At 67.0% G+C, this 24,301-nt stretch carries 30 protein-coding genes; 21 read left to right on the top strand and 9 right to left on the bottom strand.

Annotated features, from left to right (window positions below):
* Nucleotides 1-50 precede the first annotated feature (50 nt).
* On the bottom strand, nt 51-746 hold the full coding sequence (locus tag JNJ68_RS17305; protein ID WP_294984342.1) for a lysoplasmalogenase: 696 nt from the start codon (nt 744-746) through the stop codon (nt 51-53).
* Nucleotides 747-1,164: 418 nt separating this feature from the next.
* On the opposite strand from JNJ68_RS17305, the gene JNJ68_RS17310 reads away from it, so the two are divergent.
* Genes JNJ68_RS17310 through JNJ68_RS17345 form a run of 8 tightly spaced genes read left to right on the top strand, consistent with a single transcriptional unit; the run spans nt 1,165 to nt 4,948 of the window.
* On the top strand, nt 1,165-2,109 hold the full coding sequence (locus JNJ68_RS17310) for an alkane 1-monooxygenase (RefSeq protein ID WP_294984344.1): 945 nt from the start codon (nt 1,165-1,167) through the stop codon (nt 2,107-2,109).
* Nucleotides 2,110-2,165: 56 nt separating this feature from the next.
* On the top strand, nt 2,166-2,558 hold the full coding sequence (locus JNJ68_RS17315; RefSeq protein WP_294984347.1) for a hypothetical protein: 393 nt from the start codon (nt 2,166-2,168) through the stop codon (nt 2,556-2,558).
* 4 nt (nt 2,559-2,562) lie between these two features.
* Nucleotides 2,563-2,955, top strand: a complete 393-nt coding sequence (locus tag JNJ68_RS17320) for a hypothetical protein (protein ID WP_294984349.1) — start codon at nt 2,563-2,565, stop codon at nt 2,953-2,955.
* Between the two features lie 4 nt (nt 2,956-2,959).
* Nucleotides 2,960-3,361 (top strand): hypothetical protein, encoded by a 402-nt coding sequence (locus tag JNJ68_RS17325; protein ID WP_294984352.1) that lies wholly within the window; start codon nt 2,960-2,962, stop codon nt 3,359-3,361.
* A gap of 4 nt (nt 3,362-3,365) precedes the next feature.
* Nucleotides 3,366-3,764: a hypothetical protein gene (locus JNJ68_RS17330; RefSeq protein ID WP_294984354.1), complete on the top strand. Its 399-nt coding sequence runs from the start codon at nt 3,366-3,368 to the stop codon at nt 3,762-3,764.
* Nucleotides 3,764-4,150 (top strand): hypothetical protein, encoded by a 387-nt coding sequence (locus JNJ68_RS17335; RefSeq protein ID WP_294984356.1) that lies wholly within the window; start codon nt 3,764-3,766, stop codon nt 4,148-4,150. The genes JNJ68_RS17330 and JNJ68_RS17335 overlap by 1 nt, the downstream gene beginning before the upstream one ends.
* A gap of 1 nt (nt 4,151) precedes the next feature.
* The gene (locus JNJ68_RS17340) at nt 4,152-4,541 is read left to right on the top strand and encodes a hypothetical protein (RefSeq protein ID WP_294984359.1); all 390 of its coding nucleotides are present in this window, start codon (nt 4,152-4,154) and stop codon (nt 4,539-4,541) included.
* Nucleotides 4,541-4,948, top strand: coding sequence for a hypothetical protein (locus JNJ68_RS17345; RefSeq protein ID WP_294984361.1), 408 nt, complete (start codon nt 4,541-4,543; stop codon nt 4,946-4,948). Before JNJ68_RS17340 ends, JNJ68_RS17345 begins: the two co-directional genes overlap by 1 nt.
* Here the strand turns inward: JNJ68_RS17345 and JNJ68_RS17350 are convergent.
* Both JNJ68_RS17350 and xseA read right to left on the bottom strand, forming a co-directional pair.
* The gene (locus JNJ68_RS17350; RefSeq protein WP_294984363.1) at nt 4,945-5,664 is read right to left on the bottom strand and encodes a GIY-YIG nuclease family protein; all 720 of its coding nucleotides are present in this window, start codon (nt 5,662-5,664) and stop codon (nt 4,945-4,947) included. The two genes, JNJ68_RS17345 and JNJ68_RS17350, sit on opposite strands and share 4 nt — an antisense overlap.
* 88 nt (nt 5,665-5,752) lie before the next feature.
* Entirely contained in the window at nt 5,753-7,312 is a 1,560-nt protein-coding gene (gene xseA, locus JNJ68_RS17355) for an exodeoxyribonuclease VII large subunit (RefSeq protein WP_294984365.1), read from the bottom strand.
* Between the two features lie 131 nt (nt 7,313-7,443).
* On the opposite strand from xseA, the gene JNJ68_RS17360 reads away from it, so the two are divergent.
* A complete protein-coding gene (locus JNJ68_RS17360; protein WP_294984367.1) occupies nt 7,444-7,698 on the top strand; it encodes a hypothetical protein in 255 nt (84 codons plus the stop codon).
* Between the two features lie 9 nt (nt 7,699-7,707).
* On the opposite strand, the gene JNJ68_RS17365 is transcribed toward JNJ68_RS17360, so the two are convergent.
* Nucleotides 7,708-7,953, bottom strand: a complete 246-nt coding sequence (locus JNJ68_RS17365) for a hypothetical protein (RefSeq protein WP_294984369.1) — start codon at nt 7,951-7,953, stop codon at nt 7,708-7,710.
* Between the two features lie 64 nt (nt 7,954-8,017).
* Between JNJ68_RS17365 and purD the strand changes: the two genes are divergently transcribed.
* Nucleotides 8,018-9,286, top strand: a complete 1,269-nt coding sequence (purD, locus tag JNJ68_RS17370) for a phosphoribosylamine--glycine ligase (protein WP_294984372.1) — start codon at nt 8,018-8,020, stop codon at nt 9,284-9,286.
* A 98-nt stretch (nt 9,287-9,384) separates the two neighbouring features.
* Nucleotides 9,385-10,641 (top strand): aspartate kinase, encoded by a 1,257-nt coding sequence (locus JNJ68_RS17375; protein ID WP_294984374.1) that lies wholly within the window; start codon nt 9,385-9,387, stop codon nt 10,639-10,641.
* A 12-nt stretch (nt 10,642-10,653) separates the two neighbouring features.
* Here JNJ68_RS17375 and JNJ68_RS17380 read toward each other — a convergent pair whose 3' ends face one another.
* A complete protein-coding gene (locus JNJ68_RS17380) occupies nt 10,654-11,034 on the bottom strand; it encodes a hypothetical protein (protein ID WP_294984376.1) in 381 nt (126 codons plus the stop codon).
* Between the two features lie 208 nt (nt 11,035-11,242).
* Between JNJ68_RS17380 and JNJ68_RS17385 the strand changes: the two genes are divergently transcribed.
* The 3 genes from JNJ68_RS17385 (at nt 11,243) to JNJ68_RS17395 (ending at nt 15,131) form a co-directional block, all read left to right on the top strand.
* Nucleotides 11,243-11,488, top strand: coding sequence for a hypothetical protein (locus tag JNJ68_RS17385; RefSeq protein ID WP_294984378.1), 246 nt, complete (start codon nt 11,243-11,245; stop codon nt 11,486-11,488).
* A 168-nt stretch (nt 11,489-11,656) separates the two neighbouring features.
* Nucleotides 11,657-13,900, top strand: a complete 2,244-nt coding sequence (gene ptsP, locus JNJ68_RS17390; RefSeq protein ID WP_294984381.1) for a phosphoenolpyruvate--protein phosphotransferase — start codon at nt 11,657-11,659, stop codon at nt 13,898-13,900.
* Between the two features lie 145 nt (nt 13,901-14,045).
* A complete protein-coding gene (locus JNJ68_RS17395) occupies nt 14,046-15,131 on the top strand; it encodes a MupA/Atu3671 family FMN-dependent luciferase-like monooxygenase (RefSeq protein WP_294984384.1) in 1,086 nt (361 codons plus the stop codon).
* Nucleotides 15,132-15,453: 322 nt separating this feature from the next.
* On the opposite strand, the gene JNJ68_RS17400 is transcribed toward JNJ68_RS17395, so the two are convergent.
* The 3 genes from JNJ68_RS17400 to JNJ68_RS17410 are packed head-to-tail and all read right to left on the bottom strand — an operon-like array spanning nt 15,454 to nt 18,247.
* Complete coding sequence (locus JNJ68_RS17400) at nt 15,454-16,911, bottom strand: AMP-binding protein (protein ID WP_294984387.1); 1,458 nt, start codon at nt 16,909-16,911, stop codon at nt 15,454-15,456.
* 57 nt (nt 16,912-16,968) lie between these two features.
* Complete coding sequence (locus tag JNJ68_RS17405) at nt 16,969-17,721, bottom strand: EcsC family protein (protein ID WP_294984390.1); 753 nt, start codon at nt 17,719-17,721, stop codon at nt 16,969-16,971.
* Between the two features lie 40 nt (nt 17,722-17,761).
* The gene (locus JNJ68_RS17410; protein ID WP_294984393.1) at nt 17,762-18,247 is read right to left on the bottom strand and encodes an N-acetyltransferase; all 486 of its coding nucleotides are present in this window, start codon (nt 18,245-18,247) and stop codon (nt 17,762-17,764) included.
* Between the two features lie 112 nt (nt 18,248-18,359).
* Here JNJ68_RS17410 and JNJ68_RS17415 point away from each other — a divergent pair, with 112 nt between their 5' ends.
* The 7 genes from JNJ68_RS17415 to JNJ68_RS17445 all read left to right on the top strand — a co-directional run bounded on the left by JNJ68_RS17415 (nt 18,360) and on the right by JNJ68_RS17445 (nt 22,944).
* Complete coding sequence (locus JNJ68_RS17415; RefSeq protein WP_294984396.1) at nt 18,360-18,941, top strand: flavin reductase family protein; 582 nt, start codon at nt 18,360-18,362, stop codon at nt 18,939-18,941.
* Complete coding sequence (locus tag JNJ68_RS17420; protein ID WP_294984399.1) at nt 18,942-19,361, top strand: PACE efflux transporter; 420 nt, start codon at nt 18,942-18,944, stop codon at nt 19,359-19,361.
* Between the two features lie 138 nt (nt 19,362-19,499).
* Nucleotides 19,500-19,958 carry a 30S ribosomal protein S6 gene (gene rpsF / locus JNJ68_RS17425; protein ID WP_294984402.1) on the top strand — a complete coding sequence of 153 codons (459 nt, stop codon included), beginning with the start codon at nt 19,500-19,502 and terminating at the stop codon, nt 19,956-19,958.
* 22 nt (nt 19,959-19,980) lie between these two features.
* Nucleotides 19,981-20,208 carry a 30S ribosomal protein S18 gene (rpsR, locus tag JNJ68_RS17430; protein WP_103256213.1) on the top strand — a complete coding sequence of 76 codons (228 nt, stop codon included), beginning with the start codon at nt 19,981-19,983 and terminating at the stop codon, nt 20,206-20,208.
* A gap of 12 nt (nt 20,209-20,220) precedes the next feature.
* Nucleotides 20,221-20,790, top strand: coding sequence for a 50S ribosomal protein L9 (gene rplI / locus JNJ68_RS17435; RefSeq protein ID WP_294984407.1), 570 nt, complete (start codon nt 20,221-20,223; stop codon nt 20,788-20,790).
* Nucleotides 20,791-20,928: 138 nt separating this feature from the next.
* Nucleotides 20,929-21,942, top strand: coding sequence for a GSU2403 family nucleotidyltransferase fold protein (locus tag JNJ68_RS17440; protein WP_294984410.1), 1,014 nt, complete (start codon nt 20,929-20,931; stop codon nt 21,940-21,942).
* Nucleotides 21,943-21,999: 57 nt separating this feature from the next.
* Complete coding sequence (locus JNJ68_RS17445; RefSeq protein ID WP_294984413.1) at nt 22,000-22,944, top strand: DMT family transporter; 945 nt, start codon at nt 22,000-22,002, stop codon at nt 22,942-22,944.
* Nucleotides 22,945-22,971: 27 nt separating this feature from the next.
* Here JNJ68_RS17445 and tig read toward each other — a convergent pair.
* The coding region (gene tig / locus JNJ68_RS17450) for a trigger factor (RefSeq protein WP_294984416.1) at nt 22,972-24,301 on the bottom strand (1,330 nt) is incomplete at its 5' end.

A 24,301-nucleotide genomic window follows, 5' to 3' on the forward strand; every position in this document is an offset into this window, starting at 1 on the left:
CTGGCTGGTTTTCCCTCACCTAGTCGCTTTGACAGGCCATGGAAAGGCCGTCAGCCCGTGGCCGCGCCCCAGAACACCAGTGCCCCCCAGCCGATCAGCGCCTGCCCGGTCCAGTAGGCGGGCCAGAGCATCAGCGCCAGCCCGCGCCGCAAGGCCGGGTCGCGGGCGACGAACATCTGCACCGCCAGCATAAGGTCGGACAGGATGAACAAGGCCGCCCCCGCCCGCAGCATCCCTTGCCCCGGCGCCCCAGGCAGAAGCACCGCCGCCGCCCCCATCAGCCCGATCAGCGCCACGTAAGCACGCACCGGCCCCCGCAGGCTGCCCGTGCACGGGGCCAGCCAGACCTCGGTCGAGACCAGCAGCGCCGCCAGCCCCGCCAGCGCGGCGCCCGTGCCGGGAGAAACCGCGTCGAACCCCAACTCCCCCGACCGCAACAGGAAGCCGCCCGCATAGGCCAGATGCCCCAGCCCGAAGGCTCCGACTCCCGCCAGGAACGCCCTCTCTGCCTTCCACGCCAGACACAGATCGCCCAGCGCGCCCAGCGCAAGGCCCAGAGGCACCAGACAGAACCACCCGCCGCCGCGCTGCCCGGCCAACGCGACTGCCAGCGCGAGGAGCGCGGTGGAGGCCGTCTTGACCGCGGCCCCAAGCACCCCCTTCACCTCCCGCATCGCAAAGTGCAGCCCGTAGACCACCGCTGCCCCCAGCGCCAACCCCGCGAGCACGCCGCTCCCCCACTCCATTCCGCCCATCTCCGCGATACCCTGCAAAGCCAAGGGTGCGCCCTGGCCCACCCGCCGACAAGTCCTCGCCCCCGATTTCGCAAGCACTCTGCCTGCCGCCCGCGCCAGCCCATGGGAACGCCACACCTTCCCTTCCTCTTGGTCCTGATATTCCCTTCACGCGCCCCCCACGCCCCCGGCCGCCAGCTCCCTCGCGACGAGAAGACGCAGTCGCACGAGGAGCCTCCCCGCGACAGAAAACCCGGTTGCGCCCGGAGCGATTTCCTCGAAAGCTGCCCGCACACCCTTCAACCGGACCACCACCCTGACCCGTCCCCTCTCCCTTGCCGCCTTCGCTGCAGCCTCGCTCCTGCCGCTCGCCCTCCTCGGCCTTGGCCTGACCCTCGGGGGCGCATGGCTCTGGGCCGCCTTCCTCTACATGGCCTGCCTCGGCCTCCTCCTCGACCAGCTCATCCCGCTCGTCCCCGGCCAGGCCGAGGGCACCGAATTCCCCGCCGCCGACCTCCTCCTGATCGCCATCGGCCTCGGCGCACTTGCCCTCCTTCCCGCCGCCACCTGGGCCATCGCCGGAGCCTCTCCTCTCACCCCCGCGCAACGGTTCCTCGCCTTCCTCGCGACCGGCTTCTGGCTTGGCCAGGTCGTCCACCCCGCCGCGCACGAACTTATTCACCGCCCGCAGCGCGCCCTCTTCCGCCTCGGCGCCACGGTCTACGCAGCCCTCCTCTTCGGACAGCACACCAGCGCCCACCGCCTTGTCCACCACCGCGCCGTCGCCACGCCGGACGACCCGAACTCCGCCCGGGCCGGGGAAAGCTTCTACCGCTTCGCCCGCCGCGCCTGGATCGGCAGCTTCCGGCAGGGAGCCCGCGCCGAATCCGCTCTCCGCGCCGGCCGCGCGGGCCTCCACCCCTATGCCACCTGGCTTGCCATCAGCGCCGCCGCACTGATCCTCGCCACCCTTGTCGCGGGCCTGCCCGGGTTCCTAGCCTGGACCGGCCTCGCGCTTCACGCGCAAAGCCAGGTCCTCCTCTCCGACTATGTCCAGCACTACGGCCTGACCCGCGCCCGCCTGCCCGACGGCCGGTACGAACCGGTCGGCCCCGCCCACAGCTGGAACACCGCGCACTGGTTCACTTCGGCGATGATGCTGAACGCGCCGCGCCATTCCGACCACCATGTCCATCCCGCGCGCCCCTATCCCGCGCTGCGCCTGACCGACGCGGCGCCCCGCCTGCCCTGGCCGCTGCCGCTCGCCTGCGCCATGGCGCTTGCCCCCCGGCTCTGGCGCCGCGCCATGGCCCCCCATCTCGCCCGATGGCGGGAATCCAGACCTGTGGACACCCCAGAAGACACGGCGGCTTGACTGGCCAATCCCGCGCCGCTCTGGCACTCTGACGCCCAGTCCAACGGAGCCCCCGGATGCGTGCCCTTTTCCTTGTCCTTGCCCTTGCCACCACCCCGGCGCTTGCCGAAACCCCGCTCGACGCCGACCAGTTCGACTCCGCCACCCGCGGCGACACCATCACCTACGATTATGGCAACGGCCTCTTCGGCACCGAGGAGTACCTTGACGGCCGCCGCGTCCGCTGGGCCTTCGAGGGCGACCTCTGCATCTATGGCGTCTGGTATCAGAAGGGCGACGAGATCTGCTTCGAGTACGAGGATGACCCCACCCCCGCCTGCTGGCTGTATTTCCTGGAGAGCGACCGGATCAGGGGCCGCTACATGGGCGAGGGCGGCGGCTGGGAGATCCTGGAGTCGTCCCGCGAAGGCGGTCCCCTGCCCTGCGCCGGGCCCGATGTCGGCGTCTAGGGCGATGCGCACAGCCCTTGTCCTCGGCGCGGTGCTGACCGGCCCGGCCCAAGCCGAACCGCCGATGACGGCTGCCGAATTCTCCGCCTATGTCGGCACCGACACGCTCACCTACGGCTACAGCACTGGCATCGTCGGCATCGCCGCTTACGGCCCCGACCAGACGCTGGTCTGGCGCTATGAAGGCAGCGACTGTGTCAACGGCCGCTATTACCAGTCGGGCGACGAGATCTGCTTCAGCTTTGAGGTCAGGGAAATATCGGTCTGCTGGCATTTCGCTCTGGGCTCCGGTCGGCTGCATGGCACGGCCACCAACACCCCCGGCAACGACCGCATCTTCGAGATCGGCCGCTCCGACCGCCCGCTCGACTGTCCCGATCTCCGACCGGGAGTGTGAAGCGATGTGTCTGAAGACGCTTCCCGTTCTTCCCGCCCTCCTCCTCGCCGCTCCGGCGCTGGCCGAGACCCCGATGACCGGCGAGGAGTTCGAGGCCTACGTGACCGGGAAGACCATGGACTACTTCGCCGACGGCCAGACCTTCGGGCGCGAGGTCTACCTGCCCGGTCGCAAGGTCCGCTGGGCCTATACTGCCGACGAGTGCAAGATCGGGCACTGGTTCGCCGAAGGCGAGACCATCTGCTTCCTTTACGACGGTGACCCCGAGTCGAAATGCTGGATCATCTGGCCCGATGGCCAAGGCCTCTCCGCCAGCTACATGACCGACACCCCCGACATCGCGCCGCGCACCGTGCGCGAGACGACCGAACCGCTCGCCTGCCCCGGCCCCGATGTGGGAGTGTGACCCGATGCTCCGCCCGACCGTTGCCCTCGCGCTCTTCTTCCTGGCCACTCCCTCCCTTGCCGAAACCCCGATCACGGCCGAGGTCTTCGAGGCCCATGTCACCGGCAAGACCCTGACCTATCGCCAGTTCGGCAACCTCTTCGGGATCGAGCAATACCTGCCAGACCGCAAGGTCCGCTGGTCGACCGCGCCGAACGAATGCCAGTATGGCAGCTGGTATCCGCAGGGCGAGAACATCTGCTTCGTCTACGAATACGATCCCACCCCTGCCTGCTGGACCTTCTGGATGAAGGACGGCGCCTTGGTGGCGCTTTCCACCAGCGGCGTCGCGGGCGAGGAGCTGCACGAGGTCGACGCCTCCGACCAGGGCCTGCCCTGCCCCGGGCCCGACGTGGGGGTCTGATGCTGCGCGCCGCCCTAAGCCTTGTCTGCCTCGCCACGGCGGCCGCTGCGGAAACTCCGATGACCGTCGCCGAGTTCGAAGCCTGGTCGACCGGCCGGACGCTAGACTACTTCGTCGACGGCGCGCTCTGGGGCAGCGAGATGCACCTGGCAGGTCGCGCCACCGTCGATGCGGATGCGGGCGGGATCTGCCGGTCGGGTCATTGGTATCCGCAAGGCGACGACGTCTGCTTCGTCTACGATCTCAATCCCGGCCCCTATTGCTGGCGCTTCTTCCGGGACGGCGATCAGGTCCGCGCCGAATTCCTGGGCGAAGCCTTTGCCGACACTATCACCATCACCCTCTCCGACGCAGCAATCCCCTGTACCCCCGAGGTGGGGGTCTGACATGCGCGCTTTCCTCGTCCTTCTCCTCTCCGTCACCCCGGCGCTTGCCGAACCCCTCGTCACCGCCGAGGAATTCGATGCCCTCACCCTGGGCCGCACGATGACCTGGTCCGAATTCGGCGCGGTCTACGGCGTGGAGCAATATCTGCCGGGTCGCAAGGTGCGCTGGACGGTCCTCGGCGACGATTGCAAGACCGGCCACTGGTATCAGGACGGGACGGCGATCTGCTTCCAGTATGAAGACGACATCGCGCCCGACTGCTGGGAGATCACCGCCTCCGGCCCCGATCTTCTGGCCCGCTACACCACCAACCCGCCCGAGGCCGACCCCGTGATCGTGACCGAAACCACCGAGCCCCTCGCCTGCTTCGGCCCCGAGGTCGGCGCCTGATGCGTGCGCTTGTTTTCGCACTCCTGCTTCTGCCCGCCGTCGCCCTTGCCGAAGGCACCGCGCCGCAACCCGCCGATCCCCCGATGACCGCCGAAGCCTTCGAGCGTTTCGTTCAGGGCCGCACCATGGACACCCACGACCGGACCGGCCGCTACGGGGTGGAGACCTTCCTCCCCGGCCGCCGCGCGATCTGGCGCGATGCGGCGCAATGCCTGGAAGGCAGCTGGCGTCCGCAAGGCGACCAGATCTGCTTCGACTACCGGGGAATCGACACGCCCTATTGCTGGACCTACCACGACCGCGGCGGCTGGCTGATGGCCTGGCTCGACGGCAACCGCGCGGGTGAAGCGATCATGCTCTATCCGGCGGAAGAGGTGGTCACCTGCGAAGGGTTTCTAGGAGCTTAGTGATCACCTGACATTTGCAAAGCGAGGTATGTCTCAATCTCGATGGCCACTTCCTCGTATGGTACGGAGAACCATTCGGCACCAAAGCCATTTTCAATGCGACGTGACCCAAATCGCCTATGCAGAAAGGTTTCCAGCCCTACCTCTCTGTCGGTTCTGGCAATGACGCGAAGAACGGGGTGGCCCGGATTTCCTGTTGAGTATTGGCTCAGAATTCGTCGCAGAACCTCACCCCCGCCGCTTCGGTCATGCCGACCGATTTTGGTGCATTTGTCACCCAGACGATCAAGCCTCGAGTCGGTGTAGACGTAGACAGCCCGCGAGCCTTCTCCGATGACGGTCGCCTGCGCGACGATCTCTTTGGCCCGAACCGAGAGTGCCCGATTACCCCCAAACTCGATTTCGATGGCAACCGCGGCTTCAAGCTCGATCCTGACCGTGGACCACGACGAAAGCATACCGTCTTTCGACAGATGCACTACCTTGCCTTTTGCAAAGCCATTTCTCATCAGAGTCCAAATGGCCGCTGATCGGATGTCATCTTTCCAGCCTTTACCATCGTCAAAATGGAAGGGCGCGCCGATTCTGTCCGCATAGCGATCAATAACTTCGTCTACCGACGTTGGCATATCGCCGTTCGTGACATCCTCTATCAAGAGCGGCGCGACCGCGCGCTGAAGAGGTCGGATCGCGCGAATAACATCTGCCGTCTTCATCGTTTATCCCACCTCTACAAGCTAGCGCTCCATTCGGTAGTGAACCATCTTGCTCGAAATTCGCCGAAAATATGACTGTGCCGGAACGTCAGAACAGGCTCCCCTGCCCGCTCTCCCCGTCCCCCTTCGGCCGCTTGCCGGCCCGGCCCCCGACCGGAAGCCGCCCGTCCCGGAACTCGATCTCCAGCGCCGAGGCCCTCTCCGCCGCCGCCTTCGAAGTGACGACCGCCCCGTCCCCCCGCACGACCGCATAGCCCCGCTTCAGGGTCGCCGCGTAGCCCAGCGTCGCCCGCGTCCGGTCCAGCGCCTCCAGCCGGTCATTGAGCCGCGCGAAGCGGGTGGCGGGCGCCGCTTCCAGCCGCTCGGAAAGCCGCGCCAGATCGCGCCGCCCCTCCGCCGTCTTCCGCCCCGCATCGCCCAGCATCCGGGCCAGCGCCGGAGCCAGCCGCGCCGCCAGCGCCTCCAGCCGCTCCCCCCGCCGCTCCAGCCGCAGAAGCACCGCCCGCCCCAGCCGCTCCCCGCGCGAGGTCAGCATATCCCCCTGACGCGCCAGCCCGGCCCGCAGCGCCTGCGGCTGCAACCGCCCCGCCAGCCGGTCGAACTCCCGGTGCTTCTTCGCGACCGCCAGCCCCAGCCCGGTCCCGAGCCGCAGCGCCCCCGCGTCCAGCCGCTGCCGAGGGGTTGCGACCAGCACCTCCACGCGCGGCAAGGCCCGCGACAGATCGCGCAGCCGCTGCCGCCGCAGCACCACCCCCTGCCCGATCCCGCGCACCAGTCGCGCGCCCAGCGCCTCCAGCGTCGCCAGAAGCTCCAGTCGCACCGGCACCGCCAGCTCTGCCGCAGCCGTGGGCGTCGGCGCGCGCAGGTCGGCGGCGAAGTCGATCAGCGTCGTGTCGGTCTCATGCCCGACGGCCGAGATCAGCGGGATCGCCGACGCCGCCGCCGCCCGCACGACGATCTCCTCGTTGAAACCCCAGAGGTCCTCCAGCGACCCGCCGCCCCGTGCCACGATCAGCACGTCGGGGCGCGGGATCGCCCCGCCCTCGGGCAGCGCGTTGAAGCCCCGGATCGCGGCGGCCACCTGCGCCGCGCAGTCCTGCCCCTGCACCGCCACCGGCCAGACCAGCACATGCCGGGGAAAGCGGTCTCGCAGCCGATGCAGGATGTCCCGGATCACCGCGCCACTGGGAGACGTCACCACCCCGATCACCCGCGGCAGATAGGGGATGGCCTTCTTCCCTGCGGCGTCGAACAGCCCCTCCGCCGCCAGCGCGGCGCGGCGCTTCTCCAGCATCGCCATCAAGGCGCCCGCCCCCGCCGGGGCCACGTCCTCGACGATCAGCTGGTATTTTGATTGGCCGGGAAAGGTGGTCATCCGCCCGGTGGCGACCACCTCCATCCCCTCCTCGGGCCGGACCTGCATCCGCGACACCTGGCCCTTCCAGCTGATCGCCGCGATCACCGCCCGGTCGTCCTTCAGGTCGAAATACAAGTGCCCCGAGGCCGGTCGCGACACCCGTCCCACCTCGCCCCGGACCCGCACCAGCCCGAACTCACCCTCGATCACCCGCTTCACCGCGCCCGAAAGCTCGGAGACGGTGTATTCCGGCTGGTTGCCCGGCGGGGCGGGATCGTCGATCAGGTCCATGGCGCATTGATGCCCCGGCCCGGGCCGGGTTGCAACACGGGGCCGGGGTGACGGCGCAGTGGTTTCAACCGGCGGGGCAGGTTAAACTTCGGTCACGAGCCGTGTCACCCTCCCGCCGCAGGTCCCGACCGATGTTCCGCAACCCCGCCCTTCCTGCAATCCTTGCGGCGCTTCCGGCGATGGGCGAACTCACCCTTGCGTCCCCGGCATTCGCACAGGACTGCGACCCGAACTATTCCGGCAAATGCGTCCCCGTCGCGTCGGACGTCGACTGCGCCGGGGGAAACGGCAACGGGCCTGCCTATGTGGATGGGCCGGTCTATGTCGTCGGCAGCGACATCTACGGGCTGGACCGGGACGGCGATGGTGTGGCCTGCGACAGGTAGCCCCGGCGCTCAATCGTCATCCCCCATCCTTTCCGACCCGCCCTGCCGCGGCGGAAGCGGACCGTGCTTCCGGCGATAGGCCGCATAGCTTCCGACAACCATCACCGCGCCGATCCCCGCCAGCCACAGGGGGCCCATCCCGATCCCCCAGAAGATCACCGCCATCCCCGCTGCCTCGGTCAACCAGACCAGAGGCGATGGCTTCGGTCGGTCCGGCTTGCCGACGCCCAGGGTCACCGCAACATCCGGTTCCACGCTTGCCTCCCACACGCCCGCATCCTAAGAGGCCTTCACTTTCAGGCCAAGCGGGGGCGCTTCCATGAACATCCTTATCCTCGGTTCCGGCGGTCGCGAACATGCCCTTGCCTGGGCGGTGAAGCAGAACCCGAAATGCGACCGGCTGATCGTCGCCCCCGGCAACGCGGGGACCGCAACGCTTGCCGAGAACGCCGACATCGACATCCTCGACGGCGCCACCGTCGTCACCTTCTGCGAGGAGAATGCCGTCGACTTCGTCATCATCGGCCCCGAAGCCCCCCTCGCCGCCGGTGTCGCCGACGCCTGCCGCGCAGCGGGACTGCTCACCTTCGGCCCCTCCGCAGCGGCCGCAAGGCTTGAGGCTTCGAAGGCCTTCACCAAGGACATCTGCGACGCCTGCGGCGCACCGACCGCAGCCTGGGCCCGCTTCACCGAAGCCGCCTCCGCCCGCGCCTATGTCCAGGCGCAGGGCGCGCCCATCGTGGTCAAGGCCGACGGCCTCGCCGCCGGGAAGGGCGTCGTCGTCGCGATGACCGAGGCCGAGGCCCTTGCCGCCCTCGACGAGATGTTCGGCGGCAGTCTCGGCGCGGCGGGCGCTGAGGTGGTGATCGAGGAGTTCATGGCTGGCGAGGAGGCCAGTTTCTTCATCCTCACCGACGGCACCACCGCGCTCCCCATCGGCACCGCGCAGGACCACAAGCGGGCCTTCGACGGCGATACCGGCCCGAACACCGGCGGCATGGGCGCCTATTCCCCCGCCCCCGTGCTGACCGAGGCGATCCAGAAGCAGGCGATGGACGAAATCGTCCTGCCCGCCATTGCCGAAATGGCGAGGCGCGGCACGCCCTACCAGGGGGTGCTCTATGCGGGCCTGATGATCCAGGACGGCAAGGCACGGCTGGTCGAATACAACTGCCGCTTCGGCGACCCCGAGGCGCAGGTACTGATGATGCGGCTCGGTGCACAGGCGCTGGACCTGATGCACGCCTGCGCCGAGGGGCGGCTGACCGGAGCGCGGGTCAACTGGGCCGACGACCATGCCCTGACCGTGGTGATGGCCGCCAAGGGCTACCCCGGCGCCTATGCGAAAGGCTCCGAGATCCGCGGCCTCGACCGCTGCCCGGAGGACAGCCGCCACATGGTCTTCCATGCCGGAACGGTGGAGACTGACGGGCGCATCCTCGCCAATGGGGGGCGGGTGTTGAACGTCACCGCCCGCGGCGACACGCTGGAGGACGCCCGCAACCGCGCCTATGCGATGATCGACCACCTGCGCTGGCCCGAGGGCTTCTGCCGCTCCGACATCGGCTGGCGGGCGCTTCGGAAATAGGGCGCTGGCGTGCGCATTTTCGCCGCCCCGGCCACTTGCACCTGCGACGGGGCTTGCATAAGACGCGCGGGACTTCTGACGGGCCCTTGGAGGGGACCATGCCGCTTCTGGTGATGAAATTCGGCGGAACCTCGGTCGCCGACCTCGCGCGGATCGAGAACGCCGCGAAGAAGGTGCAGGCCGAGGTCGAACGTGGCTATGACGTGATCGTCATCGTCAGCGCCATGTCGGGCAAGACCAACGAACTGGTCGGCTGGGTCGAGACCACCTCCAAGCTTTACGACGCCCGCGAATATGACGCCGTGGTCGCCAGCGGAGAGAACGTGACCGCCGGCCTGATGGCGCTGCGCCTGCAGGAAATGGGCATCCCGGCGCGCAGCTGGCAGGGCTGGCAGGTGCCGATCAACACCACCTCGGCGCATTCCTCGGCCCGCTTCGTCTCGATCCCGCGCGACCACCTCGATGCCAAGTTCGCCGAGGGCTTCAAGGTCGCCGTCGTCGCGGGCTTCCAGGGCGTCAGCCCCGAGGGCCGGATCACCACCCTTGGCCGGGGCGGCAGCGACACCACCGCCGTCGCCTTCGCCGCCGCCTTCGGGGCGGAGCGCTGCGACATCTACACCGATGTCGATGGCGTCTACACCACCGACCCGCGCATCAGCCCGAAGGCCCGGAAGCTCCCGAAGATCGCCTTCGAGGAGATGCTGGAACTCGCCTCGCTGGGCGCCAAGGTCTTGCAAACCCGCTCGGTCGAGCTGGCGATGCGCTACAAGGTGCGGCTGCGCGTGCTGTCCTCCTTCGAGGACACCGACGAAACATCTGGAACCCTGGTCTGCGACGAGGATGAAATCATGGAATCGAAAGTAGTCTCCGGCGTCGCCTATTCCCGCGACGAGGCGAAGATGACGCTTCTCAAGGTCGAGGACCGGCCCGGCGTCGCCGCCGCCATCTTCGGCTCGCTGGCGGATGCGGGTGTCAATGTCGACATGATCGTGCAGAATATCTCCGAACAGGACGACCCCGCCGACAAGCGCGCCCATACCGACATGACCTTCAGCCTGCCGACCAACCAGGTCGACCGCGCGAGAAAGGCCATCGACGAGGCGGCGGCGGCGGGCAAGTTCGTCTTCACCTCGGTCGTCACCGATACCGATGTCGCCAAGGTCTCGGTCGTGGGGATCGGGATGCGGTCGCAGGTCGGCGTTGCGGCCCGGATGTTTGCGGCGCTGGCGGCGGAAAACGTGAACATCAAGGTGATCACCACCTCCGAGATCAAGATCTCCGTCCTGATCGACCGCAAATACATGGAGCTTGCCGTCCAGGCGCTGCACGACACGTTCGAGCTGGAAAAGGCCTGACACCCGCGAGGGCTATGCCGCCCCGGCTTCCGGTCCGTCGGCGGGCGATCCGGCCAGATCCCGCACGCAGCGGGCCAGATGATCGCTGACCACGGGCTTGCGGAACCAGCCCGCGCCGGTCAGACCATGCCGGATGGCACTGTCCTGATCCTCGCCGATGATGAGAACCGGCACCCCCGCCCCGGCCCGGTCCAGCGCCAGGACAATCTGCTCGGGACCGGCGTCGTCGATGTCGAGGATGACCGCCCGATAGTGAAGCGACGGATCGGCGTGGTCATCGACCGCGAACCCTTCCGCCCACAGCGCCTGCCTCAAGTCCAGCCCCAAGACGGCGTTCCTGAGCAGGCACAGCACGGCGCCCGTCTCGACTTTCACCTCGAATTGGCCCTGCATGCCTGTCCTCCTTTTGCCATCATGCCAGAGTCATCAAGAAATAATATTGATTTCATATACTTGCTATTATCACTCTGGGCCAACCCCATGCCTGGAGAGAACCGCGCAACCAAAGGGATAGAAGAGGATCACGGCACAACCATCTCTTGCAGACTTTCAGTATTTCACGCATAATGAGCAAGATATTCCGCTCATGACGGCGCTGCCGATGAACGACCCGAAAACCACCGCAGGGACCCCCGAAATCGGCAAGCGCGCCGAAAGGCTTCAGGTCATGCTGGCGGAAGAAGAGCTTACGGCGCTCGACGACTGGCGCTTCAACGCCCGGATGCCCAGCCGATCGGCCGCTGTGCGCGAACTGATCCGCCGTGGCCTCGCCGCCGAGGGCTATTTCACGCAGGCGACGCAGAACGACCAGTCGTCCAGCTTCGGCATTTTCGACCGCAAGGGCTAAGCCGGCCAAACCGCCCCCGACCGCCGCGACAGTGACCATTCGCACCGATCACGTCCTGCTGCCCGATCCGCAGGCACCGGCACAAAGCCCCGCAACCCGCGCGCGCAAATCCGTTTTCTTCCTGTCACGGCCCACCTATAGAGAGAGGAAGACCGGAAGGACGCCGCCATGCCCGAACGCAGCGAAAGTGACAGCCGCAAGCTTCTGCGCCGTCTGCGCGACATGCTGGCCATTCCCGGGCGCGGCCAGGACCGGCTCGACCAGATCACCCATCTGATCGCCGACAGCATGAAGACCGAGGTCTGCTCGATCTACCTCTTCCGCGATCCCGAAACGCTGGAACTTTGCGCCACCGAGGGCCTGAAGCCCGAAGCGGTCCACCAGACCCGGATGAAGCTGGGCGAGGGCCTTGTCGGGCGTGTCGCCCGCTCTGGCCAGCCGGTCAACACCGCGAACGCCCCGGGCGAGAAGGGCTTCCGCTTCATGCCCGAGACGGGCGAGGAGATCTATTCCTCCTTCCTCGGCGTACCGATCCAGCGGGTCGGCGAGAAGCTCGGCGTCCTCGTCGTCCAGTCCAAGACCGCCCGCGAGTTTTCCGAGGACGACATCTACGCTCTCGACGTCGTCGCGATGGTGCTGGCCGAGATGACCGAGCTTGGCGCCTTCACCGGCGAGGAAGGCGGCATGAAGGCGCTGCACAAGCAGCCGGTGATGTTCCGCGCCACAAGCGGACAGGAAGGCGCGGCGGAAGGCCGGGTCTGGCTGCACGAACCCCGCGTCGTCATCACCAACCCCGTCGCCGACGACCCGTTGACCGAGATCGACCGCATCCGCGGCGCGGTGGGGGAATTGCGGGTGTCCATCGACGACCTCTTGGAAGCCGAGCAACTCGACAAGGACCAGAAACAGGTCCTGGAAGCCTACCGGATGTTCGCCCATTCCCGCGGCTGGCTGCGCCGGATGGAGGAAGACATCATGCGCGGCCTCTCCGCCGAGGCGGCGGTGGAAAAGGAACAGTCCGCCGCCCGCGCCCGGATGGAGCAGGTCCCCGACCAGTATCTGCGCGAGCGTCTTCAGGACCTTGACGACCTGTCGAACCGGCTTCTGCGCATCCTGACCGGCCAGGGCAAGGACACCGGGGCCGAGATGCCCGACAACCCGATCCTCGTCGCCCGCAACATCGGCCCGGCCGAACTGCTGGACTATGGCCGCAAGCTGAAGGGCGTGGTGCTTGAAGAGGGTTCGGTCGGCAGCCATGCCGCCATCGTCGCCCGTGCGCTGGCGATCCCGCTGGTGATCAGCGCAAGTCGCGTCGTGGCCGAGGCGCTGAACGGCGATCACATCCTTGTCGACGGCGATCAGGGCATCGTCCATCTGCGACCCGAGGAAACCGTCGCCCGCGCCTTCCGTGACAAGATCGCCATGCAGGCCGAAGCGCAGAAGCGCTACGCCTCGCTTCGCAAGCTCCCCGCTACCACGCTCTGCGGCACGACGATCGGGCTGCACATGAACGCGGGTCTGATGGCCGACCTGCCCAGCCTTGAAAACTCGGGCGCGGACGGGGTGGGCCTGTTCCGCACCGAATTGCAGTTCCTCATCCGCTCGAAGATGCCGCAGCGGGCAGAGCTTGCAGCGCTCTACGCCCGCGTGATGGATGCCGCCAAGGGCAAGCGCGTCGCCTTCCGCACCCTCGACATCGGGTCGGACAAGGTGCTCCCCTACATGAAGCCGCCCGAGGAGCCGAACCCCGCGATGGGCTGGCGCGCGGTCCGCGTCGGGCTCGACAAGCCGGGCGTCCTCAGGATGCAGTTGCAGGCGCTGATCCGCGCCGCGAGGGGCCGCTCCCTGACGGTGATGTTCCCGCTGATCACCGAGCTGAGCGAGTTCCAGCAGGCCCGCGCCCATGCCCTGCGCGAACTGCACCGCGAGAAATCGCTGGGCCACCCCGTCCCCGAACGGCTGGAAATCGGCGCAATGATGGAGACGCCGAGCCTCGCCTATGCGCCCCGCGCCTTCTACGAGCTGACGGATTTCATCAGTGTCGGCGGCAACGACCTGAAGCAGTTCTTCTTCGCCGCCGACCGCGAGAACGAGCTGGTCCGCCGCCGCTACGACACGCTGAACCTGACTTTCCTCGCCTTCCTGGAACATATCGTCGCCCGCTGCGCCGAGACCGGCACCGCGCTCTCCTTCTGCGGCGAGGATGCGGGCCGCCCGATCGAGGCGCTGGCGCTGGCCGCGATCGGCTTCCGCACCCTCTCGATGCGTCCGGCCTCGGTCGGCCCGGTCAAGGCGCTTCTGCGCAAGGTGAACCTGACCGAGGCGCGCGCGGTGATCGACCGGGCGCGGGCCGAGGGGGCCGAAAGCGCGCGGCCCGCACTGATGGAATGGCTGGCGACGGTCGGGGCGTAGACGCGGGTTACTATTGCCGGTTCCGAAACGATCTGTCCGCCGAACGCGTTGCAGCGCGGACCCCGGGCTTGACCCAAGTCAAACGCTGCGCGGCACAGGCTGGCTACATTTGGCCGGGATATTTCTTCCCTTGTCAGGTGCCCCAATGGAATTCGGTCTGTTCTTTTTCGCCAACGATACCTCCGGCGCCGGTCAGACCGGCAAATACGACCTGATCTTTCAGGCCGCCCGCTGGGCCGATCAGAACGGCATGGCCCGGCTCTGGGTGCCCGAGCGCCATTTCCACAGCTTCGGCGGGCTTTCGCCCAACCCCTCGGTCTTGGCCGCCGCGCTGGCCGGGGTGACAAGCCGCATCCAGATCTGCGCGGGCAGCGTCGTCCTGCCGCTGCACGACCCGATCCGCGTCGCCGAGGAATGGTCCATCGTCGACAACGTCTCGGGCGGACGGGTCGGTCTCGGCATCGCCAGCGGCTGGGTGCCGAACGACTTCGTCATCTCGGGCCACCAGGACGATTTCCGGAACCGCAAGCAGGTGTTCCGCGACCGCACCGAAACCCTGCGGCGTCTGTGGCGGGGCGAGCCGCACCGCGTGCAGAATCCCTTGGGCGAAGAGGTCGATGTCCGCGTCATGCCCCGCCCGGTACAGCCGGAGCTGCCAATCTGGATCACCGCCGCCGCCAACCCCGAAACCTTCGTCGAGGCCGGGGCAATGGGTGCGAACGTGCTGACCCATCTCCTCGGCCAGACGGTCGAGGATCTGGCGCAGAAGATCACCGCCTATCGCGCGGCCCGCGCCGCCGCCGGACATCCGGGGCGCGGCCTCGTCACCCTGATGCTGCACACGCTGGTCGGCGATGACGACGACGAGGTGCACGACCTCGCCCGCCAGCCGATGATGGACTACCTCGGCGCCTCCTTCGACCTCGCGTCGAAGCACCTCGCCTCGGTGCCCTTCCTCAAGGACCCCGGCAAGATCGACGTCACGCAGCTGACGCCGGACCTCGCCGAGGCCGCACTGGAGGCTTCGTTCGAGAAGTACTTCTACATGGGCAGCCTGTTGGGCTCCTACGACAAGTGCCTCGCGACGGTGGACCATCTGGCCAAGCTGGATGTCGACGAGGTGGCCTGTCTGGTCGACTTCGGCGTCGATCCTGCGGTGGTGATGAAGGGGCTGGAGAACCTGAACGTGCTGCGCAAGCTGGCGAACCCCGAGCCCCTGCGCGCCGCCTGATCGGGTTTGCCGGAAGCTCCTCGTGCGCCTTCGGCTTCTCGTCGGAGCCTCCGTAGGGTGGGTGCCAACCCACCATCCCACCCATCCACCCGCGCAATGCGGTGGGTTTCACCCACCCTACAGGTCCCTTCCCGCGCGAGGGGCGACGCAGTCGGGTAGGGTGGGTGCCAACCCACCATTCCCTTACCCCGCGGCGGGGCGCAAAAATCATCGATCAACCGACGCCCGGCCCCAAATTCCAAGCCTTTCCAAATCCTTAACATCCACGCATAACTTATTGATTCTAAATATAAACCAGATATGTCCACCGTGGACACATCCCTCACCCGCCCGAGAAAAGCCCCGCGTGGGCCCGTCGCAGCTCGGCCTTCTGGACCTTCCCCATCGCATTCCTCGGAAGCTCCTCCAGCACCAGCACCCGCTTCGGTATCTTGAACCCCGCCAGCCGCTCCCGCAGCGCCTCCCGGACCGCAGCCTCTTCCACCGACCCCACCACGCAAGCCACCACCGCCTCACCGAAGTCCGGGTGCGGCACCCCGATCACCGCCGATGCGGCGACCCCCGGCAGATCGTCCAGCGCCGCCTCCACCTCCGCCGGGTAGACGTTCAGCCCGCCGGTGATCACCAGATCCTTGGCCCGGCCGAGGATCGAGAGATACCCCTCCCCGTCGAAGGCCCCCATGTCCCCGGTGACGAACCAGCCCTCCCGGAACTCCTCCGCCGTCTTCTCCGGCAGCCGCCAGTAGCCCTTGAAAACGTTCGGCCCCCTCACCTCGATCGCCCCCGCCTCGCCCGGCGGCAGCACCCCCTCCGGCCCCGCGATCCGCACCTCCACCCCCGGCAGCGGCATGCCGACGGTGCCGGCCTTCCGCGCGCCCTGATAGGGGTTCGAGGTGATCATGTTGGTCTCGGTCATCCCGTAGCGTTCCAGGATCGCATGACCGGTCCTCTCCTTCCACTCCGCGTGGGTGGCGGGAGAAAGCGGCGCGGAGCCGGAGATGAAGAGGCGCACCCCGGCGCAGACCTCACCCGTCAGGCCGGGGTCGGAAAGGAGGCGGGTGTAGAAGGTGGGGACGCCCATCATCACCGTGGCCCGCGGCAGAGCCTCCAGCACGGCGGCGGGCTGGAAGGCGCGGTGGAAGATCATGCTGGCTCCGGAATAGAGGACGCAGTTGGTGGCCACGAAAAGCCCGTGGGTATGGAAGACCGGCAGGGCATGGAGGAGGACGTCGCCCCCGGTGAACCGCCAAAGCCCGACCAGCGCCTCGGCGTTCGAGGCGAGGTTTTCCCGGCTCAGCATCACCCCTTTCGACCGCCCCGTGGTGCCCGAGGTGTAGAGGATCGCGGCGAGGTCGTCGGGACCGTGGGCGGGGTCGGCAAAGTCCGCGCCTTGCCCCTCGGCCAGCGCCAGAAGCTCCGGCAGCGCCATCACCCGCGCGTTCAGGGCGGCAAGGCCTGCCACCCGCTCGGGGTCCGCCACGGCCAGGGCGGGCTCGGCGTCGGTCAGGAAATGCGCGGTCTCGGCCACGGTGTAGCCGGGGTTGACCGGCAGGAAGACGACACCTGCGCGCAGGCAGGCGAGGTAGAGCGAGAGCACCGCCTCGCATTTCTCCACCTGGAGGAGCAGACGGTCGCCCTTCCGGAGCCCCAGCGAAAGGAGCGCATTCGCCAGCCGCCCGGTTTCAGCCAGCAACCCGGCATAGGTCAGGCCCCCCGTGATCCAGACCCGGTCCGGATCGGCTGCCATCTCTTTCAGCTTCGCGATGACATCGGTGCTCATGCGCTTCTCCCCTTGCCCGCGCCATTTACCCAAGCGCCGGGGAGAAGAGCAACCGGATCAGGCGCGGATCACCTTGGGCGGGGTCACGGCAAGGCGGAACTCGGCCTCCACCGCCTCGGCGCCATGGACACGCCCGAGCTTCACCAGCTCGAAGCGGACGCGGGCGATCTCGCGGTAGTAGGAGAGGAAGGCGGCGTTCAGCGCGGCGCCGGAGACCGCACCGATCACCGGGACGGCCTGCGCAGCCAGCTTCTGGCCCAGCACGGCGGCGAGCCTCGGGGCAATGGTGCGGATCAGGTTCTGCGCCGTCGAGCCGGTCAGCGCCAGGCGCGAGGCGAGGAAGGAGGTGTTGACCCCGTCATCCTGCGCCAGCGGGCTGCCGGCGGCGAAGACCTGAAGGCATTCGGCGCGGACCCAGTCCTCGTCGGGGTCAAGACCCGCCTCGCGCGCCACGCTGCGGATCGTGTTCAGGAACAGGGTCACGGTCACCGGCAGCTCAGCCACCGCCGTCGCCAGCCCCCCGGCCCCTCCCGCCGCGCCCGCCGCCACGGCGGCCATCATCGGCGCGCGGGTGCCAAGGTCGGGGGCGCGGGAGGCGATACCGTAGGAGGCCTCCAACGCCTGCGCCGTCAGCTTCTCCAACTGGTTTCGGACACCCTGCGGCAAGGCGGAAAGCTGGTGTTCCAGCGTGCCGCCAAGGCGGTTCACCAGCCGGATCACCGGGCCGTTCGCGCGCTTGTAGCGGCGGGCGAGCGGGGCGATCTCGGCGGCAAGGTCGGCGGTAGAGGCAACGGGCAGGGTCTGGTCCATACCCAAGGATATGGGACGCCTTGCGCCCCGCGCAATGGGATCAGGTCGCCTTGGTCACGACCCCGGTCACGCCGTCCCACGACCCCGCCTTCAACTCCAGCCCCAGGATGCGGTCGGGGTTGGTGGGGGGCGGCATCTCCACCCCGCTCAGCTTCGTGAAGCCAAAGCGGGCGTAATAGGGCGCGTCGCCGACCAGCATCACGCGCTCCCAGCCCAGCCGCCGCGCTTCGCCCAGGCTTTCGTTGATGAGAAGCCCTCCCAGCCCCTCGCCCTGGTGGGTCGGGTGGACGGCGACGGGACCGAGGAGGAGGACGTCATGTTCGCCGATCAGCGCGGGCCAGTAGCGGATCACCGCCGCCAGCGCGCCGGTATCGTCGCGCAGCGTCAGGCACAGGGGGGCGACGGTCGGCACGCCGTCGCGCAGGCGGTAGGAGGACAGCGCGGTGCGGCCGGGGGCGAAACAGAGGTCGTAAAGGGCCTCGACCTCCCACCAGTCGTCTTCTGTCTCTTCCTCAAGCCGGTACACGCCTGTGCTTTCCCCACCTGTCTTTCGCCGCCGAATCCGCTGGCACCGGGCCGTAACATGGCGCAGGGTCACGATCAATTTGCGACGGGCAATTTGTGAAAAGGTCTGCCTCATGTTCTACCGCCCCGCCGATGACCACGGGCTGCCGCACAGCCCCTTCTCGGCCATCGTCTCGCCCCGGCCGATCGGCTGGATTTCCACTCGCGCCGCAACCGGCGACAACCTTGCGCCCTATTCCTTCTTCAACGCCGTCGGCTACACCCCGCCGCAAGTGATGTTCGCGGGCGACTACCGCGACAGCATGATCAACGCGATGGAGAGCGGGGTCTTCGCGGTGAACATCGTGGCCGAAGCCGCGCTGGAGGTGATGAACGCCACCTCTGCCCGCTTCCCGCGCGGGACGGACGAGTTCCTCGCGGCGGGCGTGGCGAAGGCGGAATGCGTCGCCATCGACTGCCCGCGCGTGGCCGATGCGCCCGCGACGCTGGAATGCCGGGTGGTGAAGCTGGTCGACCTGATCGGCCCGGAGCGGGTGCTGATCGGCGAGGTGGTGGGGGTGCATCTGCGCGACGACTGTCTGGTGGACGGGCGGCTGGACCCGGCGCGCTACAACCCGGCGGCGCGGCTTGGCTATCACGACTACACCTTCGTCCGCGAAGTGCGGGAATTGCGCCGCCCGAAGGACCCGGTCTGAATGACGCCCACCCGCCGCAAGATCGTCTACGCCGTCAGTTTCGAGACGCTGGGCACGCTGGTGGCCTCGGTCGCGTTGATGCTCATGTCCGACGCAAGCGCCGGGTCGTCGCTGGTGCTGTCGATCCTGACCGCAACCATCGCGCTGAGCTGGTCCTTCGTCTTCAACACCGTCTTCGAGGCCTGGGAGGCGCGACAGCCGGTCAAGGGCCGGTCGCTGAAACGCCGGACCGCCCACGCGCTCATGTTCGAGGGCGGGCTGGTGCTGATCTGCATTCCGGTCATGGCCTGGTGGCTGCAGGTCGGCTATCTGGAGGCGCTGGTCTACGAGGCCGGGCTGATCGCCCTCTTCATCGCCTACACCTATGCCTTCACCTGGGGGTTCGACCGGGTGTTCGGCCTGCCTGCCTCGGCCAGGTAGCGCTTGCACCCACGGCGGACATCTGTATAAGGCCGCATCCTTTCCGCTTATCCATGAACCGGCGATGCCTCTCGTGGACGGGCTGCGGGAAGGGGTTTCGCCCGTCCTATGAAGCCGCCCCGAAACGAAGGAACGCACATGCCGCTTTACGAGCATGTCTTCATCGCGCGTCAGGACCTGTCCAACGCGCAAGCCGAAGGCCTTATCGAACATTTCTCCACGGTCCTCTCGGACAACGGCGGCAAGGTCGTCGAGAACGAGTACTGGGGCGTCAAGACGATGGCCTACAAGATCAACAAGAACCGCAAGGGCCACTATGCCTTCCTGAAGTCGGACGCGCCCGCCGCGGCCGTGCAGGAGATGGAACGCCTGATGCGGCTCCATGACGACGTGATGCGCGTGCTGACCATCAAGGTCGACAAGCATGCCGAAGGCGTCTCGGTCCAGATGCAGAAGCGCGACGAGCGTGACCGCGATGGCGAGCGTTCGGATCGTGGCGACCGCGGCGGTTTCGGCGGTGAGCGCCGTGAGCGTCCGTCGTTCGGCGACCGTCCCGACCGTGGCGACCGCCCGTCGTTCGGCGCCCCGCGTCGTTGATCTGTAGATAAGGACATCCAAAATGGCGAACAAACCGTTTTTCCGCCGCCGCAAGGTCTGCCCCTTCTCGGGCGACAACGCTCCGGCGATCGACTACAAGGACACCCGTCTTCTGCAGCGCTACATCTCCGAGCGCGGCAAGATCGTCCCGTCCCGCATCACCGCAGTCTCGGCGAAGAAGCAGCGTGAACTGGCCCAGGCCATCAAGCGCGCCCGCTTCCTGGCCCTGCTGCCCTATGCCGTGAAATAAGGAGCGACGCACATGCAAGTCATCCTTCTGGAACGTGTGGCCAAGCTTGGCCAGATGGGCGAGGTCGTGAACGTCAAGGACGGCTACGCCCGCAACTTCCTTCTGCCGCAGGGCAAGGCCCTTCGCGCGAACGACGCCAACATCAAGTCGTTCGAGGTGAAGAAGGCACAGCTGGAAGCCACCAACCTGGAAACCCGCAAGGAAGCCGAAGCTGTCGGCGCCAAGCTGGACGGCCAGGTCTTCGTGGTGATCCGTTCGGCCTCTGACGCCGGCGCGCTGTATGGTTCGGTCACGCCGCGCGATGCGGCCGAAGCCGCGACCGAGGCGGGCTTCACCGTCCATCGCGGCCAGATCGTGCTGGACCGCCCGATCAAGGACCTGGGTCTGCACACCGTCTCGGTGTCGCTGCACCCGGAAGTCGCGGTGAAGATCAAGCTGAACGTCGCCCGTTCGGTCGAAGAGGCCGAGCTGCAGGCATCGGGCAAGTCGATCCAGGAACTCGCCGCCGAAGCGGAAGCCCAGGCCGAGTTCGAGATCGCCGAGCTGTTCGACGAAGTCGGAGCAGCTGCGTCGGAAGAATAAGCCTTTCCCGTCAGGGATTTGCGAAGCCGCGTCCGGGTGATCGGGCGCGGTTTTTTCTTTGGGCACCTGATGTTCAACAAAGTTGACTTTTGTTGCACATCAGGTGATGTTCTACAAAAGAAAGAACTGTAGAACATCATGCAATATCACAGTGCCACAGCTCAAGCCGCCTACCACGACCTGCGCCGGTCCCTGATGGATGATCAGGTTGCCGGGATCCGCGGCACGCCGAAACGGGAAGAGCGCAAGGGCCGCAGATACTGGTACGACACCTATCGTATCGGCGATCAGGTGAAGAAAGCCTATATCGGCGAGGACACCCCTGAAATGGCGGCCCGGATCGAGAACCATCTCCGCCTGGCTCAGGATGCCAAGCTGCGCGCCGAGGCCCGGACGCGGCTGGTTCGCATATTGCGCGCCGAGGGGTTTCTGCCTGTCGATGGGGCTTCCGGCCGCCTTTACAGCACGCTGGCACGAACCGGCGTGTTCCGGTTGGGCGGCACGGTTGTCGGTACGCATGCCTTCCGGCACTACGAAGGCGAGCTGGGCATCCGCCTTGCCCAGGACGAGGTTGCCCAGACCAACGATCTCGACATTGCGCAGTTCGAACGCCTCTCCCTGGCACTTGGCGACCATGTCGAGGAGCCCTTGGCAAACACCTTTGCAGAACTGGACTTTGCTCCGGTTCCCTCGCTGTCCGGAACCGCCGTCTGGAAATGGCGTCAAACCCGGACCGACACCTACGTGGAATTCCTGACGCCGTCCTTTCGCCCCGAGGAAGACATCCGCGACCTGCCCGCCCTGGGAGTGTCGGCCCAGTCCCTGCATTTCCTGAACTACCTGATCGCCGAACCGATCAACGCGGCCGCGCTCTACCGATCTGGTGTCCTCATCCAGGTGCCTCGCCCCGAACGCTACGCGATCCACAAACTCATCATTGCGGATCGCCGGCGCGCCGGTCCCGACCAGCTGAAATCGCGGAAAGACCGCGCGCAGGCGGCGCTTCTGATCGAGGCCTTGGCCGAGGACCGCCCGGACGAGCTGCGCGAGGCCTATGGGGATGCGATGGAGCGCGGGCCGCAATGGCGGGCGCATATCGCGGCGACGCTGAAGCGGATGCCCGAGACCGCCGCAAAGCTTGCCGCACTCTGACCAGCCGCTGTCGGCGGCGGGATAGCCACCGGCCTTGGCGCGGATAGCGTGGCGGGCATGCAGATGACAGCCACCAGTCGCGGTATCCTTGCCCTTGTCGTGGGGATCGCCGTCTTTTCCTTGCAGGACGTGATCCTGAAGCTCCTGTCCGGCGACTACCCGCTGTATCAGGCGATGATCATCCGCAGCCTGACCGCCGTTCCGCTGCTCCTCATCATCGTCCGGGTCCTTGACGGTCGCCTGACCACGATCACCACGCCGAACTGGGGCTGGATGCTGGCGCGGGGCTTCCTGAACTTCGTTGCCTATACCGCCTATTACCTTGGATTGGCGGCGATGCCGATGGCGGATACGGTGGCGCTGTTCTTCACCGCCCCCCTGTTCATCACCCTCTTCGCGGCCTTCTTCTTCAAGGAGCGGATCGGACCGACCAACCTCTTTGCCCTGTTGGCCGGATTTGCGGGCATGCTGATGATCTTCAACCCCAGCGACAGCGTCTTCGACCCTGCCGCACTGCTGCCGGTCATCGGCGCGTTTGGCTATGCCCTGACCCAGCTGGCGACCCGCATCCTCGGCCGGACCGAGACGGCGGCAGCGATGACCTTCTGGGGCAACCTGACCTTTCTGGCCAGCGCGCTGGCGCTTGCGGCCGTCTTCGGCTCGGGCGCCTATGCCGGAGCGAGCCATCCCTCGCTGGCCTTCCTGACCCGGGGCTGGCAGGAGATGCCCCTGCGCGACCTCTTGTTGTTCATGTCCTGCGGGGTCATCGCCTCGATCGGCCTGTCGCTTCTGACCTACGCCTACCGCGTCGCGCCTTCCTCCTCGGTCGCACCCTTCGAATACAGCTTCATCATCTGGGGCGTGCTCTGGGGCTGGCTGTTCTGGTCGCAGCTTCCCACAACCCTGGCCTGGGCGGGAATCGGGCTGCTGATCGGGGCGGGGCTGATGGTGATCCGGGTGGAAGCGCAGAACGAAAAGGCCGCGCCCGAAGGCGCGGCCTGATCTTCCCTGCCGGACCTGACCGGCCTCTTACATCTCGTCCAGCGCCTCGACGGCCTTCTGGAGCTTCTCTTTCGAGATTTCCTTCTCGGTCACTTTCGCCAGGCCGACGAGGTGGTCGACGACCTTGTCCTCGAAGACCGGGGCGCGCAGCTGTTGCTGCATCTGCTGGTTCTTCTGCACGAATTCGAAGAACTGGCGTTCCTGCCCCGGATACTGGCGGGCGGCGGCCAGAACGGCCTGGGTCATCTCGGCGTCGGTAACGGTGACTTCGGCCTTGCGACCGACTTCCGCGAGCAGAAGGCCCAGACGCACGCGGCGCTCGGCCAGCTTCTTGTGCTCGTCCGTGGTCTCGATATGGCCGTGGTCGTGGCCATGCTCATGCGGATTTTCTTCGTGCCACAGCTGATGGGCGATCTGGTTGGCTTCCGCCTCGACCAGGTTGCCCGGCAGATCGAACTTGACCATGCCATCCAGCTGGTCCAAGAGCGAGCGCTTCAGCACCGCGCGGGCCGCGCCCTTGTATTCAGCCTCCAGCCGCTCGGCGACCTGGGCCTTCAGCGCGGCGAGGTCGTCGGCGCCGAATTTCTTCGCCAGCTCGTCGTCGATCTCGGCGGCTTTCGGTTCCTTCACCGCCTTCACCGTGCAGGCGAAGACCGCGGCCTTGCCGGCCAGATGCGCGGCGCCGTAATTTTCCGGGAAGGACACGTTGACCGTCACTTCATCGCCGACCTTGGCGCCGACGAGCTGGTCCTCGAAGCCGGGGATGAAGCTCTTCGAACCCAGCACCAGCGGGTAGTCTTCCGCCGAGCCGCCATCGAACAGCTCGCCGTCGACCGAGCCCTTGAAGTCGATCACGATCTGGTCGCCGTCCTTGGCCTTCGCGCCCTTCTTGCGGTCGTCGTAGGACTTGGCGGAACCGGCGAGATTGTCCAGCGCCTCGGCAATCGCCTTGTCGTCGGCCTTCACCACCAGCTTCTCCAGCTTGATCTTGCCGGCGTCGACATCCGGAATCGGCGGCAGCGCGTCATAGGACATCTCGACCACGACATCCTGGCCTTCTTTCCAGTTTTCGCCACCGACCATCTTCACTTCGGGCTGCAGCGCCGGGCGGTCGCCGGTCTTGTCGAAATGGTCCTTCATCGCGCCGTCGATGGCGTCCTGCATCGCGTCGCCCAGGATGCGGGTGCCGAACTGCTTCTTCAGGATCGCCAGCGGGACCTTGCCCTTGCGGAAGCCCTTGATCTCGACCTCGGGCTGCGCCTCGATCAGCTTTTCCTGGACCTTCGCGTCCAGTTCGGCCGCCGTCACCGTGATGGTGTAGCCGCGCTTGAGGCCTTCGTTCAGGGTCTCGGTGACC

It is taken from the genome of Tabrizicola sp., assembly GCF_016793705.1.
Classification (GTDB): Bacteria; Pseudomonadota; Alphaproteobacteria; order Rhodobacterales; family Rhodobacteraceae; genus Tabrizicola.

Coding starts and splice junctions, on each gene's coding strand:
- xseA (WP_294984365.1), bottom strand. CDS start 7,312: ATGGACCTGATCGACGATCCCGCCCCGCCGGGCAACCAGCCGGAATAC.
- JNJ68_RS17320 (WP_294984349.1), top strand. CDS start 2,563: ATGCGCACAGCCCTTGTCCTCGGCGCGGTGCTGACCGGCCCGGCCCAA.
- JNJ68_RS17360 (WP_294984367.1), top strand. CDS start 7,444: ATGTTCCGCAACCCCGCCCTTCCTGCAATCCTTGCGGCGCTTCCGGCG.
- JNJ68_RS17400 (WP_294984387.1), bottom strand. CDS start 16,911: ATGAGCACCGATGTCATCGCGAAGCTGAAAGAGATGGCAGCCGATCCG.
- JNJ68_RS17335 (WP_294984356.1), top strand. CDS start 3,764: ATGCTGCGCGCCGCCCTAAGCCTTGTCTGCCTCGCCACGGCGGCCGCT.
- rpsF (WP_294984402.1), top strand. CDS start 19,500: ATGCCGCTTTACGAGCATGTCTTCATCGCGCGTCAGGACCTGTCCAAC.
- JNJ68_RS17415 (WP_294984396.1), top strand. CDS start 18,360: ATGTTCTACCGCCCCGCCGATGACCACGGGCTGCCGCACAGCCCCTTC.
- JNJ68_RS17345 (WP_294984361.1), top strand. CDS start 4,541: ATGCGTGCGCTTGTTTTCGCACTCCTGCTTCTGCCCGCCGTCGCCCTT.
- JNJ68_RS17395 (WP_294984384.1), top strand. CDS start 14,046: ATGGAATTCGGTCTGTTCTTTTTCGCCAACGATACCTCCGGCGCCGGT.
- purD (WP_294984372.1), top strand. CDS start 8,018: ATGAACATCCTTATCCTCGGTTCCGGCGGTCGCGAACATGCCCTTGCC.
- rpsR (WP_103256213.1), top strand. CDS start 19,981: ATGGCGAACAAACCGTTTTTCCGCCGCCGCAAGGTCTGCCCCTTCTCG.
- JNJ68_RS17310 (WP_294984344.1), top strand. CDS start 1,165: ATGGCCTGCCTCGGCCTCCTCCTCGACCAGCTCATCCCGCTCGTCCCC.
- JNJ68_RS17375 (WP_294984374.1), top strand. CDS start 9,385: ATGCCGCTTCTGGTGATGAAATTCGGCGGAACCTCGGTCGCCGACCTC.
- JNJ68_RS17315 (WP_294984347.1), top strand. CDS start 2,166: ATGCGTGCCCTTTTCCTTGTCCTTGCCCTTGCCACCACCCCGGCGCTT.
- JNJ68_RS17350 (WP_294984363.1), bottom strand. CDS start 5,664: ATGAAGACGGCAGATGTTATTCGCGCGATCCGACCTCTTCAGCGCGCG.
- JNJ68_RS17305 (WP_294984342.1), bottom strand. CDS start 746: ATGGAGTGGGGGAGCGGCGTGCTCGCGGGGTTGGCGCTGGGGGCAGCG.
- JNJ68_RS17440 (WP_294984410.1), top strand. CDS start 20,929: ATGCAATATCACAGTGCCACAGCTCAAGCCGCCTACCACGACCTGCGC.
- JNJ68_RS17445 (WP_294984413.1), top strand. CDS start 22,000: ATGCAGATGACAGCCACCAGTCGCGGTATCCTTGCCCTTGTCGTGGGG.
- JNJ68_RS17420 (WP_294984399.1), top strand. CDS start 18,942: ATGACGCCCACCCGCCGCAAGATCGTCTACGCCGTCAGTTTCGAGACG.
- JNJ68_RS17330 (WP_294984354.1), top strand. CDS start 3,366: ATGCTCCGCCCGACCGTTGCCCTCGCGCTCTTCTTCCTGGCCACTCCC.
- JNJ68_RS17405 (WP_294984390.1), bottom strand. CDS start 17,721: ATGGACCAGACCCTGCCCGTTGCCTCTACCGCCGACCTTGCCGCCGAG.
- JNJ68_RS17340 (WP_294984359.1), top strand. CDS start 4,152: ATGCGCGCTTTCCTCGTCCTTCTCCTCTCCGTCACCCCGGCGCTTGCC.
- JNJ68_RS17380 (WP_294984376.1), bottom strand. CDS start 11,034: ATGCAGGGCCAATTCGAGGTGAAAGTCGAGACGGGCGCCGTGCTGTGC.
- ptsP (WP_294984381.1), top strand. CDS start 11,657: ATGCCCGAACGCAGCGAAAGTGACAGCCGCAAGCTTCTGCGCCGTCTG.
- JNJ68_RS17385 (WP_294984378.1), top strand. CDS start 11,243: ATGAACGACCCGAAAACCACCGCAGGGACCCCCGAAATCGGCAAGCGC.
- JNJ68_RS17325 (WP_294984352.1), top strand. CDS start 2,960: ATGTGTCTGAAGACGCTTCCCGTTCTTCCCGCCCTCCTCCTCGCCGCT.
- rplI (WP_294984407.1), top strand. CDS start 20,221: ATGCAAGTCATCCTTCTGGAACGTGTGGCCAAGCTTGGCCAGATGGGC.